This window comes from Terriglobia bacterium, from assembly GCA_020072815.1.
Lineage (GTDB): Bacteria > Acidobacteriota > Terriglobia > Terriglobales > Acidobacteriaceae > Angelobacter.
On the sequence record JAIQGE010000016.1, the window covers coordinates 36018 to 54128 of the forward strand.

At 58.8% G+C, this 18111-nt stretch carries 19 protein-coding genes; 11 read left to right on the top strand and 8 right to left on the bottom strand.

Translation table 11 applies throughout. The features are described 5' to 3' along the window. Positions 1-3: 3 nt before the first annotated feature. The 4 genes from recA to LAO20_18390 all read right to left on the bottom strand — a co-directional run bounded on the left by recA (position 4) and on the right by LAO20_18390 (position 2725). Positions 4-1095 carry a recombinase RecA gene (gene recA / locus LAO20_18375; GenBank protein ID MBZ5533399.1) on the bottom strand — a complete coding sequence of 364 codons (1092 nt, stop codon included), beginning with the start codon at positions 1093-1095 and terminating at the stop codon, positions 4-6. Between the two features lie 146 nt (positions 1096-1241). Beyond that, positions 1242-1667 carry a PIN domain-containing protein gene (locus LAO20_18380; protein ID MBZ5533400.1) on the bottom strand — a complete coding sequence of 142 codons (426 nt, stop codon included), beginning with the start codon at positions 1665-1667 and terminating at the stop codon, positions 1242-1244. A gap of 527 nt (positions 1668-2194) precedes the next feature. Beyond that, positions 2195-2359, bottom strand: coding sequence for a ribbon-helix-helix domain-containing protein (locus tag LAO20_18385; GenBank protein MBZ5533401.1), 165 nt, complete (start codon positions 2357-2359; stop codon positions 2195-2197). Between the two features lie 30 nt (positions 2360-2389). After that, a complete protein-coding gene (locus LAO20_18390) occupies positions 2390-2725 on the bottom strand; it encodes a helix-turn-helix domain-containing protein (GenBank protein ID MBZ5533402.1) in 336 nt (111 codons plus the stop codon). A gap of 87 nt (positions 2726-2812) precedes the next feature. Here LAO20_18390 and LAO20_18395 point away from each other — a divergent pair, with 87 nt between their 5' ends. Then, positions 2813-3109, top strand: a complete 297-nt coding sequence (locus LAO20_18395) for a hypothetical protein (GenBank protein MBZ5533403.1) — start codon at positions 2813-2815, stop codon at positions 3107-3109. Between the two features lie 255 nt (positions 3110-3364). On the opposite strand, the gene LAO20_18400 is transcribed toward LAO20_18395, so the two are convergent. The 3 genes from LAO20_18400 to LAO20_18410 all read right to left on the bottom strand — a co-directional run bounded on the left by LAO20_18400 (position 3365) and on the right by LAO20_18410 (position 6506). Continuing rightward, positions 3365-4285: an HNH endonuclease gene (locus tag LAO20_18400; protein ID MBZ5533404.1), complete on the bottom strand. Its 921-nt coding sequence runs from the start codon at positions 4283-4285 to the stop codon at positions 3365-3367. 3 nt (positions 4286-4288) lie between these two features. Continuing rightward, a complete protein-coding gene (locus LAO20_18405) occupies positions 4289-4465 on the bottom strand; it encodes a hypothetical protein (GenBank protein ID MBZ5533405.1) in 177 nt (58 codons plus the stop codon). A gap of 796 nt (positions 4466-5261) precedes the next feature. Beyond that, a complete protein-coding gene (locus tag LAO20_18410; GenBank protein MBZ5533406.1) occupies positions 5262-6506 on the bottom strand; it encodes an ABC transporter permease in 1245 nt (414 codons plus the stop codon). Positions 6507-6689: 183 nt separating this feature from the next. Here LAO20_18410 and LAO20_18415 point away from each other — a divergent pair, with 183 nt between their 5' ends. Beyond that, a complete protein-coding gene (locus tag LAO20_18415) occupies positions 6690-7709 on the top strand; it encodes a DUF4412 domain-containing protein (protein MBZ5533407.1) in 1020 nt (339 codons plus the stop codon). A 32-nt stretch (positions 7710-7741) separates the two neighbouring features. On the opposite strand, the gene LAO20_18420 is transcribed toward LAO20_18415, so the two are convergent. Next, positions 7742-8203: a hypothetical protein gene (locus LAO20_18420; GenBank protein ID MBZ5533408.1), complete on the bottom strand. Its 462-nt coding sequence runs from the start codon at positions 8201-8203 to the stop codon at positions 7742-7744. Between the two features lie 359 nt (positions 8204-8562). Here LAO20_18420 and LAO20_18425 point away from each other — a divergent pair, with 359 nt between their 5' ends. The 9 genes from LAO20_18425 (at position 8563) to LAO20_18465 (ending at position 17872) form a co-directional block, all read left to right on the top strand. Then, positions 8563-9285 carry a hypothetical protein gene (locus tag LAO20_18425; protein ID MBZ5533409.1) on the top strand — a complete coding sequence of 241 codons (723 nt, stop codon included), beginning with the start codon at positions 8563-8565 and terminating at the stop codon, positions 9283-9285. A 17-nt stretch (positions 9286-9302) separates the two neighbouring features. Further along, complete coding sequence (locus LAO20_18430) at positions 9303-10031, top strand: PspA/IM30 family protein (GenBank protein ID MBZ5533410.1); 729 nt, start codon at positions 9303-9305, stop codon at positions 10029-10031. 118 nt (positions 10032-10149) lie between these two features. Next, the gene (locus tag LAO20_18435; GenBank protein MBZ5533411.1) at positions 10150-11733 is read left to right on the top strand and encodes an OmpA family protein; all 1584 of its coding nucleotides are present in this window, start codon (positions 10150-10152) and stop codon (positions 11731-11733) included. Positions 11734-12078: 345 nt separating this feature from the next. Then, positions 12079-12930 carry an ABC transporter permease gene (locus LAO20_18440; protein MBZ5533412.1) on the top strand — a complete coding sequence of 284 codons (852 nt, stop codon included), beginning with the start codon at positions 12079-12081 and terminating at the stop codon, positions 12928-12930. Further along, entirely contained in the window at positions 12920-13750 is an 831-nt protein-coding gene (locus LAO20_18445; GenBank protein ID MBZ5533413.1) for an ABC transporter ATP-binding protein, read from the top strand. The genes LAO20_18440 and LAO20_18445 overlap by 11 nt, the downstream gene beginning before the upstream one ends. A gap of 32 nt (positions 13751-13782) precedes the next feature. Beyond that, entirely contained in the window at positions 13783-14655 is an 873-nt protein-coding gene (locus LAO20_18450) for a hypothetical protein (GenBank protein MBZ5533414.1), read from the top strand. A gap of 229 nt (positions 14656-14884) precedes the next feature. Beyond that, positions 14885-16639, top strand: coding sequence for an AAA family ATPase (locus tag LAO20_18455; protein ID MBZ5533415.1), 1755 nt, complete (start codon positions 14885-14887; stop codon positions 16637-16639). An 11-nt stretch (positions 16640-16650) separates the two neighbouring features. Next, positions 16651-17118, top strand: a complete 468-nt coding sequence (locus LAO20_18460) for a VOC family protein (GenBank protein ID MBZ5533416.1) — start codon at positions 16651-16653, stop codon at positions 17116-17118. A gap of 34 nt (positions 17119-17152) precedes the next feature. Beyond that, entirely contained in the window at positions 17153-17872 is a 720-nt protein-coding gene (locus LAO20_18465) for an SGNH/GDSL hydrolase family protein (protein MBZ5533417.1), read from the top strand. The last annotated feature ends 239 nt before the right edge of the window (positions 17873-18111 follow it).

Genomic DNA, 18111 nt, shown 5'->3' on the forward strand with positions numbered 1-18111 from the left:
CACCTATCTCTTCCCCACCGTCGCCACTTTCCCGTGCGTCACGGCGACGGCCTGTTTCTGCTCCGGCGTGGGCGCGGGCGGCTCGGGGACAAGTGATTTCAATCCCAGCTCTTTGCGCAGCTCGGTTTCCAGCTTGACCATCACGTCCTGGTTGTCTTTCAGGAACTGCTTGGCGTTTTCGCGGCCCTGGCCAATGCGCTCGCCCTTATAGCTGAACCATGAGCCGGACTTCTCCACCATCTCTTTGGCCACGCCCAGATCAATCAGGTCGCCTTCGCGGGAGATGCCTTCACCGTACATGATGTCAAATTCAGCTTCGCGGAAGGGCGCCGCGGTCTTGTTCTTGACGACTTTGATTTTGGTCCGGTTGCCGACCACCACATCACCGTCTTTAATCGCCGCAATCCTGCGGATATCCACGCGGACGGACGAATAGAACTTCAGCGCGCGTCCGCCGGTGGTGGTTTCCGGGTTGCCGAACATCACGCCAATCTTCTCTCTGATCTGGTTGATAAACACCAGACAGGTGCGCGACTTGGAAACAATCCCTGTCAGCTTGCGCAGCGCTTGCGACATCAACCGGGCCTGCAGGCCCATGTGGCTGTCACCCATTTCGCCTTCCAGTTCGGCTTTGGGGACCAGCGCGGCCACCGAGTCCACCACCAGAACGTCAATCGCGTTGGAGCGGACCAGGGCTTCGGCAATTTCCAGCGCCTGCTCGCCCCAGTCAGGCTGGGAGACCAGCAGGTTGTCCACGTCCACGCCCAGCTTTTTGGCGTACGCGGGATCGAGGGCGTGCTCAGCGTCAACGAATGCGGCCATGCCGCCGGCCTTCTGAGCTTCGGCCACCACCTGCAGCGCCACGGTGGTCTTGCCGCTGGATTCCGGGCCAAAGATTTCCACCACGCGTCCGCGGGGGAAGCCGCCCACGCCCAGCGCGGCGTCAAAGGAAATGGAGCCGGTGGAGATCACCGCGATGGGGACAATCGCCTCCTTGTTCCCCAGCCGCATAATGGACCCCTTGCCAAACTGCTTTTCAATCTGCGACAGCGCAAGATCAATCGCTCGGTTCTTCTCTGCTCTTTCGTCAGCCATTCTTTCTCTCCGGGTAGCGCGCTACTCCTGCGCTGAAATCGCTTTTTTATCGGACGGCGTGTGCCTGTTACCGCAGGCGATTATAAATATACACGAGTAGCGAAGAAAAGGGGAACTTTGTTTGCGACTTGCCCGATGCACCGTTTCTAGAGCAAACGCACATTCGCATCGTAGGATTTCAGCGCTCGGTCAAACGTGATGAGCTTCAAACCCGCTACCGAGGCGAAGGCCAGAAGATAGGCGTCAGCCCAGACTTTGGGCGAGCGATTGGACATGCGCGAGAAGGCGCGAAAAGCTTTATCGAGGTCGTCGGGCTCAGCGAGGAACATGATGCGGCTGTCAGCCCACAGGCGGTCCCACAAGGCCCATGCTTCAGACATGGTCTTAACGTCTTGGCCCATGATCGCCTCAGTTGTTAGGAGCCGGAGAACGGTGATTTGAGTAAAACGGCAGAAGAAGAACTGCTCGTTGGCGGCCTGCTCGAACCAAGACCTGGCCTTCTCTGAATGCGCGTGCCGGCTCCAAAGAAGCGCCAACCACACGTTGGCATCAAGGAAATTCAACGTGTTCATAGATCTGTTCGCTAGTTAGGTTTACTTTTGGCCCTTCGGAAACGATGAGTGGAAACTGCACTCGCTTGGGTCGCGGACGCTTACCTTGAAGCAGGACAGTGCGAACACCGGCGAGAACAAGGTCGCGGACGGAGCGGCCCCGGGCGGCAGCTTGCTCTTTCAGTTGGCGGTAGAGAGGCGCTGGAATATCAACCGTGGTGCGTACTGATTCTTCTTTCATGGGGTGATTATCGCACGGGTGCCATAAATATGGCCAGTGCCCTTGTATCAAATAGCTTTTGGTAGGGCAGGACCTTCAGACCTGCCTGAGCCCGAAGGGCGAAACGAGGTGCGTTACCCAAGTCCCGCTTTGCGCGAGAAAGAAGATCCAGGTCTGGGATTTATCCCAGAATAAACGAAAGTGAAAAGCCGGGAAGAGAGCGAAAGAAGATTCCTTCCTCGCGCCTGTAGCCCGCGCGATGCACGTGTAGCACAGCCGCCCTCGGCTGTCGGTGGAAGAGCGGCCCTTTAAGGGCCGCGATAGGATCCTATTTTTTCGGCTTAGGATCCTGGCGCAAGGCAAACTCCAGCGGCCAGTGGATGGCCTCGGTCCGCGACTCAAACCGGTGGGTGAACCGGAATTCGTCGAGCTTCTCCACCAGTTCCTTTTTCAGGCGCAAATGAACGAATAGCGACGGTGTTTTCCGCGGCATCGGCAAGAATATACAAGAGATGCCTGATATTTAGCTCTTCTTTTTGAGCTTGCCGGAAGGGGATGCGGCGACAGGCTTTTTCAAGTGCTTTCGTTCGGCGCGGGCAAAGAACTGCGAGAGCTTCAGTTTAAAGGTGTCGGCGAAAGCAATGACCAGTTCAAGCGTGGGATTGATCTTGCCGTTTTCAAGCTGGCTGATCCAGCCAGTCGAATAGCCAGACCTGATCGAGAGGTCGACTTGGGACCAATTTCTTTCAAGCCGGAGCTGTGTGATAACAGCGCCAATCGCCTGTCCCAGGGTTTCCGTTTTGCGCTTGAGCTTCTTGCTGACTTTGCCGGCCACTCCTGCATCATCGGCATTGCTCAATTTTATGTCTTTAATTATACTTAATATGATTATCTTAAGTAACAGTTGGCGGCCTGTCGCATTGCCAGTAAGTATGAGAGTCATCCGATGAAACTGCACGTCTTCCGCAATCTGTATCTGGCCAACCGGAGCCTGCTCCAGGCCGTAAACGCGCTGGCGGAACTGGTCAAGGAGACTTCCCCGTGCAGGACCACCCTGCGGCATGCCCAGGCCATGATCGAGGAGGTCCGCGCCGGCATCAATAGCGACGTGGCGGAGTGGATCGAGCAGCGCGAAAGCGGCCGGTTCTCCAGCCTTGACCTCGCACGCGGGAAATGCGAGAAGGAGAATGAGTCGCCCGCGTCCGCGAAAGCCAAGCCGTCAAAGCGGCGACGGTCGAGCTAAGTTTAGTGCGGAGGGCTTAGCCTCTGTAGGTATCAGGGCACCGGCTCGGTAGTCCAGGGCTTTAAGCCCTGGATGAAGCGTAGCGAAACCGTGCCGTATAGCGCGAATCAGAATTCTTTCCTCGCGCCGCAGGCCCGCGCGCAGCGAAGCGGAGCGCGCTAAACCCAACTGCGGGCGGCATCCGTGGTCCATTCGAATCATATCGCCGGCACAATCTCACACTGTGCTCGGCGCTCGGATACCGGCTCGTGATTATCAAGGACGAAAAATCTTCTCATTGTGCCAAGTCAGCATCTCCTTAGCGGGTCTAAACTGTTCAATATCTGGCAGACGAATCTCTTTGCCGTGCATGCTGTAGTATTCGACACCATTGTCGAACTCCTCCTTGATTTTCTTGCTCACCTCAACTTTGTAATCAGGCGTCACGGTGAGGTAGCCCAAGTCAAACAGGGTGTGGATATCTTCGCGTAGCAGAATGCCATTCGTAGGGGAATGCGTGCCGCTCGAAGCGTAGGGCTTGATATGCGCTGATTCGAGTACATGCAAAACCCGCGATGCGGAGAACGCACATCGACGCTTGTACGCGTCGGCGACAATGATTCGGAACGCTCCTTGACCTAGGCGTGGGAGGATAACTTGAGGTTTGCCGTATTTCTGAATAGCGATGCTAACGGACTCATCTAAAGCAGGGGAGGATCCCGCCAGACGGGCCTGAACTTCCTGCCAAAGGCTCTGCCCTTCGAACGTTTCAGTGTCATACGTTTTTCCTCGTTGGATTCCCGGACGCCAATCACTGGCAGGAATCCATTCATTGGGCTTAAAAAAGAACGGTTGCTGTAGCAGAATGCAGCCGATTATCTCCTCCTGCCCGATTGGGCCCGGTAGGTGGCGACGTTGGCCGAGGAGTTCACGGAATTCTGCAAACGATGGCGTTCCATTCTTGTATTGGAATGCGTCCCACGCATAATGAACCGGGCATTGAGTGAAACGACTGAAGAAACCACCGCCGACTATGAAATTTCGCGGACTATGCAGCTTGAACAGAAACGGTTCGCCTGGTTCAACAGCTCGGAACGTGTCTAGGCCCGACGGTCGCCAGAAGTTGACCTCATCTGGCCTTTGGTCAGCTAGGTACGAGTACCAAGAAAGGTCCGTTATGGCGACGTAGAATTTCATCCCTCACCAGTAAGGCACCGGCGTCACGTAGTCATAGACCTTGTGCGTGGGCGCAACCGGATCAGTCTGCGGCGTAGCCAGCCCGACAGGTGGATTGTTGATGCGCTTCTTGTCTGTGTGTTCGTAACTCTCGATGGGACGCTTGCGGGGTGGGGCGCTCGTCCCTTTCTTTCGGGCCATTCGATGAATTCCCCAATCTTCAATTCGCTCTTAGTGAAGAAAGAGAATTCTATTCCCGGCTGTGACCAAATGCTAGATTTCTAGCGCGCTGCGCTTCGGCTGGGCTTTCTTAGGTCGCGCCGTTACCCTGCGCGACGGCCTGCGGCGCGAGGAAAGAAGCCATTAGCCGTTAGCGAAACAAAAGCCGCGGCCGTGGGCGGACACGCTCCACAGATTCACGCACTCCACGGGACAATCGAGGTTTTTGGGACGATGAACTACTTCGTCCTTGCTTTAGCGAACAAAAGACGATAAGCTAGCGACTAGCTCCTAGCCACTGGCAACTAGCTTAAGGCAAAGTCGGAAAAACCCGGGCCGCCCAGGCGGCGGGAAATCGCTCTTTGAAAATCAGCAATTTAGCAAATTGGCTACCAGCAAAAGCCAAAGCAAACTCCAAAGATTCCTCAACAGAGGCTTCGACGGAGCCGTGACCGTTCGGTGACCGACCGATGACTGGCCGGTGACCGGCCGGTTGAATCCACTTGAGCCTTTGTTTGCAATAAGAAGGAGTCTATGGGGGGTGGGGGCGAAAAAGATCGGGTGATCGCCGACATCGCGCGTGATCGCCGAAATCGCCGTAATCGGGAAGAGGAAAGCAGATTCCTCACTCCGTTCGGAATGACAAGCGTATCGCCGGGGATGACTTGAGCTAACCCCTTATTTTCCGGGGATGAACGGGGAGGGGAGGGGGGCGAAGAAAGATCGGGTGATCGCCCGTGATCGGGTCATCCGGTGATCGGAAAGGCAAAAAGCAGATTCACTCATAATGCAGCGCTTCCACCGGGTCAAGCTGGGCGGCGCGGGTCGCGGGCAGCGTACCGAAGACCACGCCCACCAGGCACGCCGTCGCCAGGGCGATGATCGCCGACAAACCGGAAATCGGCACACGGTATTCGCTAAAAAAGCGCACGGAAAACGGTATGGCCAGGCCGATCAAGGTCCCCAGCACGCCGCCGGCCAGGGAGATGAGCACGGCTTCGGTCAAAAACTGCAGGCGGATTTCACGGTTGGTGGCGCCGATGGCCTTGCGGATGCCGATCTCGCGGATGCGGGTGCGCACGTTGGCCAGCATGATGTTCATGATGCCCACGCCGCTCACCGCCAGCACCAGCACGGCCACGCCCAGCAGCACCAGGGTAAGCGCGTTGGCGGTTTTGGCGGCCACGTCCAGAAGCTGGGTGAGGTTCTCCACGCGGTACACCGACTCCGGACGGTGGCGCGACTGCAGCACGTGGCGGATCAACTCCGTGGCCTGCGGGACCTGGCCGGCGTCAGAGATGGAGAAGAACACCTGTTTCACGGCGTCGTTGCCGGTAAAATAGCGGCCCACGCTGTAGGGAATCAGGATGGTGTCGCCGGCAATCTCCGACTGGCCAAAGGTCTCCACCCGCTCGCGGAAGGTGCCGATGATGACGAACGGCAGGCTGCGGATCTTGATGCCCTGGCCTTTCGCTGCTTCTTGTGAGCCATACAGCCGCTGGGCGAACTGCTGCGTCACCACGGCAACGTGGGCGCGCGACTTGGCGTCTTCTTCGTCAAAGAACCTGCCGGCCAGGATCTCCAGGTTGCGCACGGCGGAATACTGCGGGGCCACGCCCAGCACCAGGATGTCGCGCTCTTTGCCGCCGCCCACGCCGATGCGGTCATGCAGCTCCAGCATGGGCGATGCCGCGCGAATCCCCGGGACCTGCAGCACCACGGCCTGCATGTCTTCAATGGTCAGGTAGTCTGTGCCGTTGTTGCCGCCGGTGGTGTTGGTGGCGCCTTCATAGTAGGCGTAAATCAGGTTGGCGCCGATGGCCTGGATCTGGTTCATCACGTACTGTTTGCCGGTGAGGCCGATGGTCACCACCATGATCAACGACGCGGTGCCGATGACCATCCCCAGCGCGGTCAGGGCGAAGCGCACTTTGCTGGTGCGGAAGGAATCCACGGCAATGCTCACGATCTCGCTGAAGAGCATGGTGCGCCGGGCGGTGTTGGCCAGTGGATTCGGACTCATATGTTTCTATTCTACTTCGCCGAACGAGGGTTTGCCGCGCCAACAGTCCCTAGCCGCGAACGGTTGGCTGTGTCGGGCCATGAACTGATGGTTGCGTCTCCGCGGCGGATTCGAACACGGCCGTTTTGGAGGCGTGCTTTATAATGCTTCTCAGTTTGTTCCAACCAGGAGGCATCACCCATCATGTATAGGGCTTTTTCCGGCGTGCTCGCGCTGGCGCTGATCTTTTCCCTGTCCGCACCTTGTTTCGCAGATTTTCAATACACAGAAACCAGCAAGATGACCGGCGGCGCCGCGGCCGGAGCCATGAAAATGGCCGGCATCTTCAGCAAAGACGCGCGCCAGGCCACCAAAGGCATGGAAGCCACCGTCAGCGTGAAGCGCAATAAGATGCGTCGCGACGAAAGCGCAGGCGAAGTCGCCATCTATGACCTGGACGCGCGCAAGATCATCCACCTGGACCTGAAGCACAAGACCTATTACGAGGTCACGTTCGACGAAATGCGCGCGCAAATGGAAGAAGCCCGCAGGAAAGCCGCTGCCGAACAGGCCAAACACGGCAAGAGCAAAGGTGAAGACCCGCAGGTGAAGATCATTCCCCGTGTGAAAATCGTCCCCGGCAAAGACACCAAGAAGATCCTGGATTACACCGCCAAAGAAGTCAAAACGCGCGTGGACATGGAAGTGCAATCGCAAGACCCGAAATATAAAGACCAGAGCGCCAACATGTGGGTGAGCGCGGATTCCTGGATTGCCCCGGTGCGGGGCTATGACGAAGTCAAGCATTTCTACATGCGCATGGCCAAAGAATTGGACTGGGTCCCCGGAGCAGCGCTGGGAGGCAACGCGCAGATCAGCCCGGCCATGGTGGAGTATCGCAAGAGCGCCAACGACTTAAACGGGATGCCCTTGCAGTCGCTGGTAAGCGTGGGTATGGGCACGGCTGACGCCGCTGCGCGTCCGGCGAAAAGCGAGGAGAAAGAGTCGTCCGGCAACCCCATCACCCGGGGCATTGGCGGAGTGTTCAGCAAAAAGAAAAAGCACGATGACGACGATCAGGAAAAGGCTCCCGCCGGGGTTGCGGGCTCGTTGATGGACATGAGCATGGAAGTCACGTCCATTTCGGTCAAGCCGATTGACGCCAGCCTGTTTGAAGTCCCTGCGGGTTTCAAGCTGGACAACAAAGACCACAAAGTGAAGTAGGCTGTGGCGCGCGCGGACGGGAGGATCGCCAGCTACTTTCTGGCCTTCTTCTTCCGGCGCGCCATTTCTTCCAGGCTGTACTTCAGTGACGCGCACTCCTGGATCACTGCCTCCAGCTTGGGGACGGTGGCTGCCAGCTCGTGCTCTTCCACCACGCCGTCCGCCATGGTGTTGGCGATGCTCTCCAGGGCTTCGCCCACCTCGCGGATCAGCGCGGAGATCGCCCGGAACTGCGCTTCGGAAGTCTGCCGGGCGTCCGGGATTTTGAAGGCCACGCGTCCCGCCTGGCTTTCCAGCAAATCCAAGGCTTCAAAGTTCTTCACCAGCAGGCAGAGCCGCGGCAGCAGATACGCGGGTAGATGGCGGTCGCCGCGCAGCCAGTACATTAAGGACCGGTAGTTGGTCCCCAGCTGCTGGGCCAGCAGTCGCAGGTCGTATTCGGCTTTGGCTTCCACCACGCGGCTGAGGACGTTGGACAGGGTTTTGGCAGGCACTTATGTATCCCGGAACCAGGATTTTGTCAGTTCAAAAACAGCGTCATTTTGAACGGTGAAAAAGCACATTGTAGCTGAATTGATTTCTTGCCCCATAGCGGCTTTAATGGGTGCAGCTTAAATGGAGTTGTTCAAGAGTCCGGGGTATTCGCAGACCGCAATTTTTTGATTACTTCTTAATAATCTTTGTACATGATTTTTTGGCAGTGTGGGAAGCCGAGTCCGGGCGCGGATGGAAATTGACAAACGGTTGGATCGGAAGTAGTTTTTTCAGTCCTGAGTTTGCTTTCTTTGCGCGGGCTCTTCCCCCAAAATGACCGGAAGCTGCGTCGGCAGCCAACTGCCGGGCGGGAGGTCGCATGACCAAGAAGTGGTACAACTATTTCGTATCGGTAGACGATGCCAACGCGGCCGCCGCTCAGGCCGATGCCGCCGCAACCCCTGGCCGTGGCGCAGGCCCAAGTGACGGCGCGCCCAGCGCCGCGCAGACCGTGGCGGAAATCGCGGCGGGCTTCGCCACCTCCGAACCCAAGTTCACCAGCCCCGTCTCCAACGCGGCCTCTTTCGACGAAATCTACAAGGCCGCCGAGATCCCAGACCCGCCGCACGGCTACTCCATCGTCAAGGTAGCGGAGATGATGCAGAGCGAGCACATCCGCAGCATGCCCGCCGACGTCAAGAAATCTTCAATCCTGGTGGCCCTGGATGCCGCCGGCGTGGACATCAAAGACGTGATCCAGGACGCCGTCCGCCGCGACCGCGCGCTCGATACCTTTGAGCACGTCCAGGAAAAAGCCGCGGCCGAGCTGGAAACCAAAAACAATCAGGAAAACGCCCAGATCCAGGCGGACATTGATAAGTTCGTCTCCGAGCAGCGCGCCAAGATGCAGGCCAACAACGATGAAGTCACGCGCGAAAAAGAGCGCTTCTTCGGCTGGCGCCTGAAGAAACAGCAGGAAGAAAAGAGAATCTATGAGGCCGTGGCCCCGTTCGTGAGCGAAAATCCGATTACCACCAGCAGCGCGCCTGCGGCGCCGAAACCCGCGGCGTCCGTCGCGCCCAAACCCGGTTCCAAGACCTAAGCTAAAGGAGCTCTTTTATGTGGCAACGTTTCACCCGCATGATCCGGTCCTTCATCGGCTTCTTCATTTCCGTGGCGGAAGACCCGGAGATGATCCTGCAGCAGAACATTCGTGACATGAATGACCAGGTGCCGCGCATGAATGAGAGTATCGCCATGGTCAAAGCCAACGCCACGCTGCTGGAGCGCGAAGAAGCCAAGTATCAAACGGACGTTGCCAACCTGACCGCCAAGGTCAAAGCGGCCATCCAGGGCAACCGCGACGACATTGCCGGCAGCTATGCAGCGCAACTCCAGACCACCAAGGCCGCGCTGGCACGTACCCAAGCACAGCTCACCACGGCCCGCGCCGCCTTTGACAAGGCCATGGCGGTCAAAAAAGCATTTATGGACGAAAAAGACCGCAAGACGCAGGAAGCGCTCAGCGCCATTGCCGACTATCGCCGCGCCCAGTGGCAGAAGAAAGTGGCTGACGTGATGGAACAATTCAACGTCGCCGGCATCAGCCAGACGCACGACGAAATGCTGCGCAAGATCGAAGAGCAGACCGCCGTCAACGAAGCGCGCATGGACATGGCCATGGGCAACGTTGACCAGCAGAAGATGAAGATTGAAGAAGACGCGCAAAAGCTGCAGGCCGCCGAACTGGTGAAGCAGTTCAAGATTGAAATGGGAATGGCCGCGCCTGCGGCGGGTGGCTCGTCGGAGAAAACCATCGGCGGCAAAGAGCCGCAGAAGACGTCATAGCAATAAGGATTGAGCGGCGAGGCCGGCTAGCTTGCCGAGCCGCCTGCATCAAGCGCCGGGAGATCGCGGCGCATACGACACTCGTAAGCGGTTTGGAGCGAAGCGACAAGGAGAATGAATGGCCGTGAAAATCGAAAAAGGTGGCTGGATCCTCATCTTCATTATTGGCTTGGTCCTGGTGGGTTACGGCCTGAACCGTTATGGCTACCTCGACATGAGCAAGTGGACGGGCGGCAGCAAGGGCTCCTCCGGCAGCAAGATTGACACGTCCAAGCCGCTCGAAGTGCCGGTTTCTTCGGGCAGCAGCGGCGGCGGTGACAGCGCGGAAATCCGCGTGCGCGTCAACGTCTGGGTGGGCTGCGTCGGCGGTCTGGTCGCCAACGGCGGCCTGGAAACCGCGCCGGACTCCATCTTCGGCAAGAAGGGCCTGAAAGTCTCCTTCAAGATCATTGACGACTGGACGGAAGGCGCCTCCGCGCTGGCCACCAACAACGTTGACGTCATGCTCACCACGCTGGACGTCTACGCCAAAGACTACGGCCAGTTCCAGGAGAAGGGCTTCGGCTCGCATGCGTTTCTCATGGTGGACTGGTCACGCGGCGCCGACGGCGTGATCGGCAAGCAGGGCATCAACAGCATTGAAGACCTGGCCGGCAAGACCGTGGCGTTTGCGCCGTATACGCCGTCCCACTTCCTGTTGTGGAACGGCCTGAATACTTCCGGACTGAGCACCGACCAGAAGAATGACATTTTCAAAAACGCCGTCCACACCAAAGACGGAATCGAGCCTGCCGTGCTCTTTGCCCAGCAAAAGGTTGACGCCGCCGTGGCCTGGGACCCGGATATGAGTGACGCGGTGACCAAGCGCGCGGGAGCCAAGAAGATTTATGACACGCGCATCGCCAACCGCCTGGTGGCCGACATCCTGGTGGTGAGCGACCGCTTTGCCGCCGCCCATCCCCAAACACTGCTCAAATTTGCCCAGGGATGGTTGGAAGGTGTGGAGTTCGTGCGCACCCAGCCGGAGCGCGCTTACAACCTGATCGGCACGGTCAAGGACTTCAACATTCCTTCTGACCTGGCCAAGACCATGCTGGGCGGCGTGAAGCTGGCTGACTACGCGGACAATACCTCTTTCTTCGGCGCCAACAACGGCAAGTCCGACTACGCCAACATTTTTGGCCAGGCGCAGGGCATGTATCGCGAGCTGCGGATGATCAAGCACACCAGCAACGCGGAAGACAGCCTGGACCGCCGATACGTGCAGGCGCTGGCCAACAGCGGCTTCTCCACGGCTTCGTCGGAGGCGCCCATCGAGTACCGGGCGCCGTCCAAGGGCGCGGTTCCCATCGCCACGCAGCACCGCTCCATCTACTTTGATCCCAACTCCGCCCGCATGAGCCTGGACTCGCGCGCGGTGGTGGACGAAATCGGCGGGCAGATGCGCGCCTACGAAAACACCATTGTGGACATTGAAGGCAACACGGATTCCACCGGCGCCCGCGCTTACAACATGCAGCTCTCGCGCCAGCGCGCCGACGCCGTCAAACAATACCTGATGGAGAAGTACGGCTTCCCCGGCGCCCGCTTCCGCATTGCCGGCAACGGCCCGGACAAGCCGCTGGAAACCAACGCGACTCCGGAAGGCCGCGAAAAGAACCGGCGCACGGACATCAAGGTGTACGCGAACCCGGGCGAGTAGGGCGGAAACGGAGCTTAAGAAAATCGTGCGGGAAGAAGACATCACGTCAGGAACTGTCATCGGGATTTGTCATCCTGAGCGAAGCGCCACGAGAATTTGCCGGCAAAACTCACAGACAGGCGGGAAGTCGAAGGACCCCGAGGATTTACGTACCCACGACGCAGCGTCAGGGGTTCTCTAGAAAATGCCCTGATGTTGCATGGTAGCTAACAAATTGTCGGGGTCCTTCGACTCCCCCTCGTCCGGGCTTGCCCGGACTCGGAGTCGCTCAGGATGACACTTGTTTTTCTGTAACCTGGTAATAGCTGTTAATACTCGGGGCGTCAGCCCCGGAAAAGCTAAAACATGGCTGAACTCCTCACAATTCGCAGGGAAACAACGCGCGGCACCAAGATCACGCTGGCCGTAGTGGCATGGGTGGCGGTCATCCTGGCCTGGGTGCTCATCACCAAATGGGAACTGATCAGCAGTTACGTTTTCCCCACGCCGGGCGAAGTACTGCAGGCTTTTGCTCCGCTCTTCCGGGAGCGTGGCTTGCTGGAGAACGTTTACGCCAGCTGGCTGCGCATTGGCCAGGCCTTCCTGTGGTGCGCCGTCATCGCCATTCCACTGGGGCTGCTGATGGCCAGCTTCCGCTGGCTGTATGACCTGATCAATCCCGTGGCCGCGCCCATGCGCTCCATGCCGATTACCGCATTTCTTCCGGCGTTTATCGGCTTGTTCGGCATTGGCGAGACCATGAAAGTCGCGTTCCTGTGGTTCGGCATGTTCTTTTACCTGCTGGCGGTGGTGGTGGAAGAAGTCAACCGCGTGGACACTTCTTTACTGGAGACGGCCTACACGCTGGGCGCCAAGCGAATGCAAGTCCTGTGGCTGATGTTCCGGGCTTCGATACCCGGCATTTTCGCTTCGTTCCGCATCCTTTATGACATTGGATGGACGTACGTGATTCTGGCGGAGATCGTGAACCGCAAGAAAGGCGTGGGCGCCATGGTGCAATCGGCGTATGAATTTCACCGGCCGGACCTGGTGTACGCCGGCATCATCGCCATTGGCGTGGCGGCGTTCCTGTTCCGCTTCGCCTTAACGCTGTTGGAAAAAGTCCTGTTCCCCTGGCGCCAGGTGACGCAGGCATCGGAAGCGCGCGTGTCTGTCCCCAGCGTGCGGCGCGGCAAGGCGGTGCCTGATGGAAAATAAGAAATCCAAGATCACCATCCGCAACCTGGCCCGCACTTTTTACTCACCCAAGGGCGAAAAGATTGAAGCGCTCAAAGACATCAACCTGGACGTGGAAGATGCTTTTTCTTCCGCCGGGCGCGACATCGGCGAATTCCGCGTGCTCCTGGGGCCTTCCGGCTGCGGCAAATCCACCTTGCTGCGCATGATCGCCGGCCTGGACCAGCCCAGCAGCGGTGAAGTGCTGGTCAACGGCCAGCCAGTCACCGGTCCAGGCAAAGACCGCGGCATGGTCTTCCAGAAATACACGTCGTTCCCCTGGCTCACGGTGCGCGAGAACGTGGAATATGGGATGAAGATCAACGGCGTCCCCGCCCCACAACGCGCGGAAACTTCCAACCACCTGCTCACCGCTGTGGGGCTTTCGCAATTTGCTGACGTTTATCCGGACACGCTTTCCGGCGGTATGCAGCAGCGCGTGGCCATCGCCCGCACGCTGGCCCTGCGTCCGTCCGTCATCCTGATGGACGAGCCTTTTGGCGCCCTGGACGCCCAGACCCGCAGCGAAATGCAGCAACTTCTTCTGAAAATCTGGGATGAGACCGCGTGTACAATTCTGTTTGTCACGCATGACGTGGAAGAGGCCGTGTACCTGGCGGACAGGATCTTTATTATGAGCTCGCATCCGGGGACCATTGTGGAAGACGTTGAGGTGCCCTTCGACCGTCCGCGCGAACTCGAACTCAAAGAAAAGAACGAGTTTCACGAGTTGCAGCACTACGTCCTGGGACGTTTGCGGCGGGCTCCCGGCGCCGGCGGCAACGTGAGGGTGAGTATCTGATGAGCTACGGCGGGTTCCAGGGAGGGTCCGGTATGCCGGAAGCGCCCGGGCCGGACTCCGGCGAAAAAGACATCAACTTCGTCAAAGAGGCGTTCAATATCCAGTACAACTGGATCGCCCTGGCGGGGATGGGCGCCCTGGCCCTGGTGTCCGCCAGCGTGCTGCCGCTGATCATGGCCGGCGGCCTGGAACTGATGTACCTGGCCACGGTTTCCCAGAATTCACGCTTCCAGCGGCTGGTCCGCTCATGGAAATTTGCGCAAGGACAACAAGCCAAAGAGCGCAACCTGGGCGATCTGCTGCGCACCTTGCCTCCCGACTTGCAGCAGCGCTACGTAAACCTGGCCCAGGTGTGCGCGTCCATCCGCAATAACTATTCCCAGCTAACCGCCACCTCGCAGATTTTTGTTCAGCAGATGGACGCGCGGCTGCAAGGCCTGCTGCACGGCTACGCGCGCCTGTTGCTGGCCGCCTGGCAGCAAAGGCAATATCTAAAGACGTCTGACTCTGACAGCATCAAAAAAGAAATCGCCCAACTGCAGCAGCGGTTGACCAGCGATCCGCCCAAGGTCCAGGAGATCAACAAGAAGCGCATTGAAATCCTGGGCAAGCGGCTGGAGAAATTCCAGAAGATCCTGGAGAACCGCCAAGTGGTGGACGCCCAGTGCGCCGCGGTGGAAGACGTGCTGCAATTGGTGCGCGACCAGTCCGTCACCATGCGTGACCCGCAACAGGTAAGCGACCAGCTGGCCAACCTGGTGCATGACGTGGAGCAGACCGAGCAGACCGTGCAGCAGGTGGAGGCCATCTTCAGCAGCCTGACGCCGGACATGGAAGGCATCATGCAAACGCCGGATTCGGATACTACGTCAACCTCGCCGCAGAGGACAAAGATTGGAAGTTAGATCTGCTGGGCTTGCGAGCACGTTGGGCATGTTTTGATCGCCGCTCTATTCGCGGACGTTAGAATTGGTAAATGTGTAATTTGGTAATTTTGTAAATGAAAAACCGGAGAGCATTCGCAACAATGCCGGTCAACAGCGGCTCTTCAACTTACTCATTTGCCAATTTACCCAATTACCAAATTCAATTACTCAATTACCCGATTACTGAATTACCAATCTGGTCTTAACCATGTCATCGCCAACCACCACCGGAAAATACATGGACGCCCTGCCCGCGTGGGCGCGCGATCTCTCAGAAAAGTACTATTCGCGCTCTTACGCCATGTTCGTGCTCTACGGCAACGTGCGTGACGTGATCCCCTTTCGCCAGCAGAACGGGCTCGACTTTCTTTCTCTGGACCAATTTCTCTCCAGCGCCCTCTTCGGCCAGCGCGACCTGGTGCTGCACTACGACCGCGGCGGCCTGAGCTTCGGCAACCCGAACAGCCAGTCTGACTTCCGCCGCGCGCTGGAAGGCTATGACAGTTTTCACGGCACCAGCTTCGCCAAAGGCGGCCTGCCGCGGAACCCTGACGCCGTCCTCAACATTCTGGACAACTACCTGCGCCTGCGCATTGCCGACGCGAAGAAAATCGCGCTGGTGGTGGACTTTGCCGAGACCATCGCGCCCGCGGGCGACGTCTCCAGCATGTCCGCCGAAGACCGCAACTCGCTGGTCATCTTCAAGCGCTGGGCGCGCAACGCCGACTTTCTCAACGCTGACGTCACCATCTGCCTGATTTCAGAAAATCAGACGGAGCTGAACCAGGGCATCGTGCAAAACCCGGGCGTGGCGTCCATTGAGATTCCCCTGCCCGACGAGCAGGAGCGGCTGGAGTTTGTGCAGTGGCAGCTGAAAGACCGTCCGCTGCCGGCGGGGTCGGAAGTGACGGACGCCGTGCTGGCCAAGCTGGGCGCGGGCCTGAAGCGCGTGCAACTGCAGAGCCTGCTTTCGCACGCGGTGCAGAACAAGCAGCCCTTCACCCTCAAATTTCTTACCGACCGCAAGAAAGACCTGATTGAAGCCGAGTCGGGCGGGCTGCTGGAGTTTGTGCAGAGCCGCTTCGATCTCACTTACGTCGCGGGCAATGATCAGGCCAAAAAGAAATTGCAGGACGCCGCGGCGGCCATCCGCATCGGCGCCACCGACTATTTGCCCATGGGCTACGTCATCTGCGGCCCCGTCGGCACCGGCAAGACGTTCATCACCACCTGTTTTGCCGGCGAAGTCGGCATTCCGGCGGTTACGCTCAAAAATTTCCGCAGCATGTGGCAGGGCGTAACGGAAGGCAATCTGGAACGCGTGCTCAACCTGCTCAAGGCCATGAGTCCCATCGCGGTGATTGTGGACGAAGCCGACGCCCAGCTCGGCGACCGCTCCAGCTCCGGCGACAGCGGCGTGAGCAACCGTGTGTTCGCCCAGATCGCGCAGTTCATGGGCAACACTGAGTATCGCGGCAAGGTCATCTGGTTCCTGCTCACCTGCCGTCCTGACCTGCTGCCGGTGGACTTGAAGCGCCAGGGCCGCGCGGAAGAACACATCGCGTTGTTCTACCCGGACACGCCGGACGAGCGCCGCGCCCTGCTGCGCGCCATGCTCAAAAAGACTGGGTTGCCGTCATTTTCCGCCGACCTGGAACAATTCTTTCTCGATCACTCAGGAAATCTTTCCGGCGCTGACATAGAAGCCGTGCTGATCCGCAGCCGCATGCGCGCCGCGCTGGAGAAAAAGACCGCCGTGGATGAGGGCGACCTGAAAGCTGCGGTGGAAGACTTCATCCCGCCCTCGTATCCGACGGAAATTGACTTGCAGAACATCGTCGCCGTGCTGGAATGCACCAGCAAGAACCTGCTGCCCAAACAATACCGCGACGCTGACCGCAGCGAGCTGATCCGCCGCGCCAACGAACTGCTTCTGCTGAGCCGCCAGTCGGGCGAAGGATAGAGTTTTCTGCCGTGATCCCCACGCATCATCTTTTTGAAGGCCATCTCGTCGTCGCTGATCTTGAGCGGTCCATGAGGTTCTACGGCGGCGCTCTTGGACTGGAATTGGCGCAGACTTTTCCTGAACGCAAAGCTGCGTTCTACTGGATTGGCGGACGGGGGAAATCCATGCTTGGACTGTGGCAAGCAGGCAGCGCGCCCATGAGTATGAGCTTGCATCTGGCCTTCGCCGTGGACCTGCAAGATCTCTTGCATGCGCCCGAACGCTTGCAGGCGGCGGGAATCGCGCCGTTGGATTTTGACGGCAATCGCGCCGCCGAGCCGGTTGTCCTGGCATGGATGCCGGCTGCTTCCATCTATTTCCGCGACCCCGACGGCCATCTGCTGGAATACATCACCATGCTGACGGACGCGCCGCAGCTAGAAATGGGCGTTGTTCCCTGGAGTGAGTGGCAGCGCCGCAGCGGCGCCAAGCCGTAGCGCTATGCGAACCGTGCTCCGTTTTATGGCGGCCATGTGGGAAGAAAACCCCGCGCTGCTTCTGCTTGCGCCGTTGTTTTTCCTGCAAGGCATCTACACCCGCGCGGTCACCCTTAAGCTGCCGGAAGCTGCTGGATCTCGCGCCGGCAACGCAGGCCGCGGTTCAGCTGTGCGCATCCTCATCGTGGGCGACTCTGCTGCGGCCGGTGTCGGCGTGGATCGCCAGGAGCAAGCGTTTTCCGGACAACTCACAGCGGCGCTCCAGGAAGAATTTGCGGTCCACTGGCGCCTCTTCGCCAAGACCGGAGCAACTACGGAAAGCGCCCTTAGCGAACTTGCCACTTGTCCTGCGGAGACTTTTGACATTGCCGTCACCAGTCTTGGCGTGAATGATGTCACGTCAGGCTTGTCGGTGAGCGAGTGGCTGCGGCTGCAGACGCAACTTGTGGAACTGCTGCGAACGCGGTTTCAGGTCCGGACCGTCATGCTCACCGCGTTGCCGCCCATGCACAAGTTCGCGGCGCTGCCGGAGCCGCTGCGCTGGATTCTAGGCCAGCGAGCGCATCGCTTCAATCTCGCCCTGCGTGAATTTGTTCCCACAATGAGCCGATGCGACCTGGTCGAACTCCGCAACCTGACCGAGCCCGGCATGCTGGCTACCGACGGCTTCCACCCTTCGGCGCAAACCTACGCCGCCTGGGGCAGGTCGGCGGCGGCGATGATCCTGGCCCGCGCATCGCAACCGTCCCGCTGAATCGTCGCGCGCCAGGGACGGTGCATCACTCGCCGCAGTGCGATCATGGGGTTGCTAGCCACCTAATATCTTTAGTTGTAGGGGAAGACAAGAAGACGTGCCGGACTCCTTCCTCCGGCACGTCACTGGACCAAGGAGAACTCATTGTTCTTCTTGCTTTGCGTTCGCCAGGCGACACCTGGCACGGGGTCAACCTGGCTTTGGATGAACGGCATCCAGTCAATTAAGGGCCATGCGTT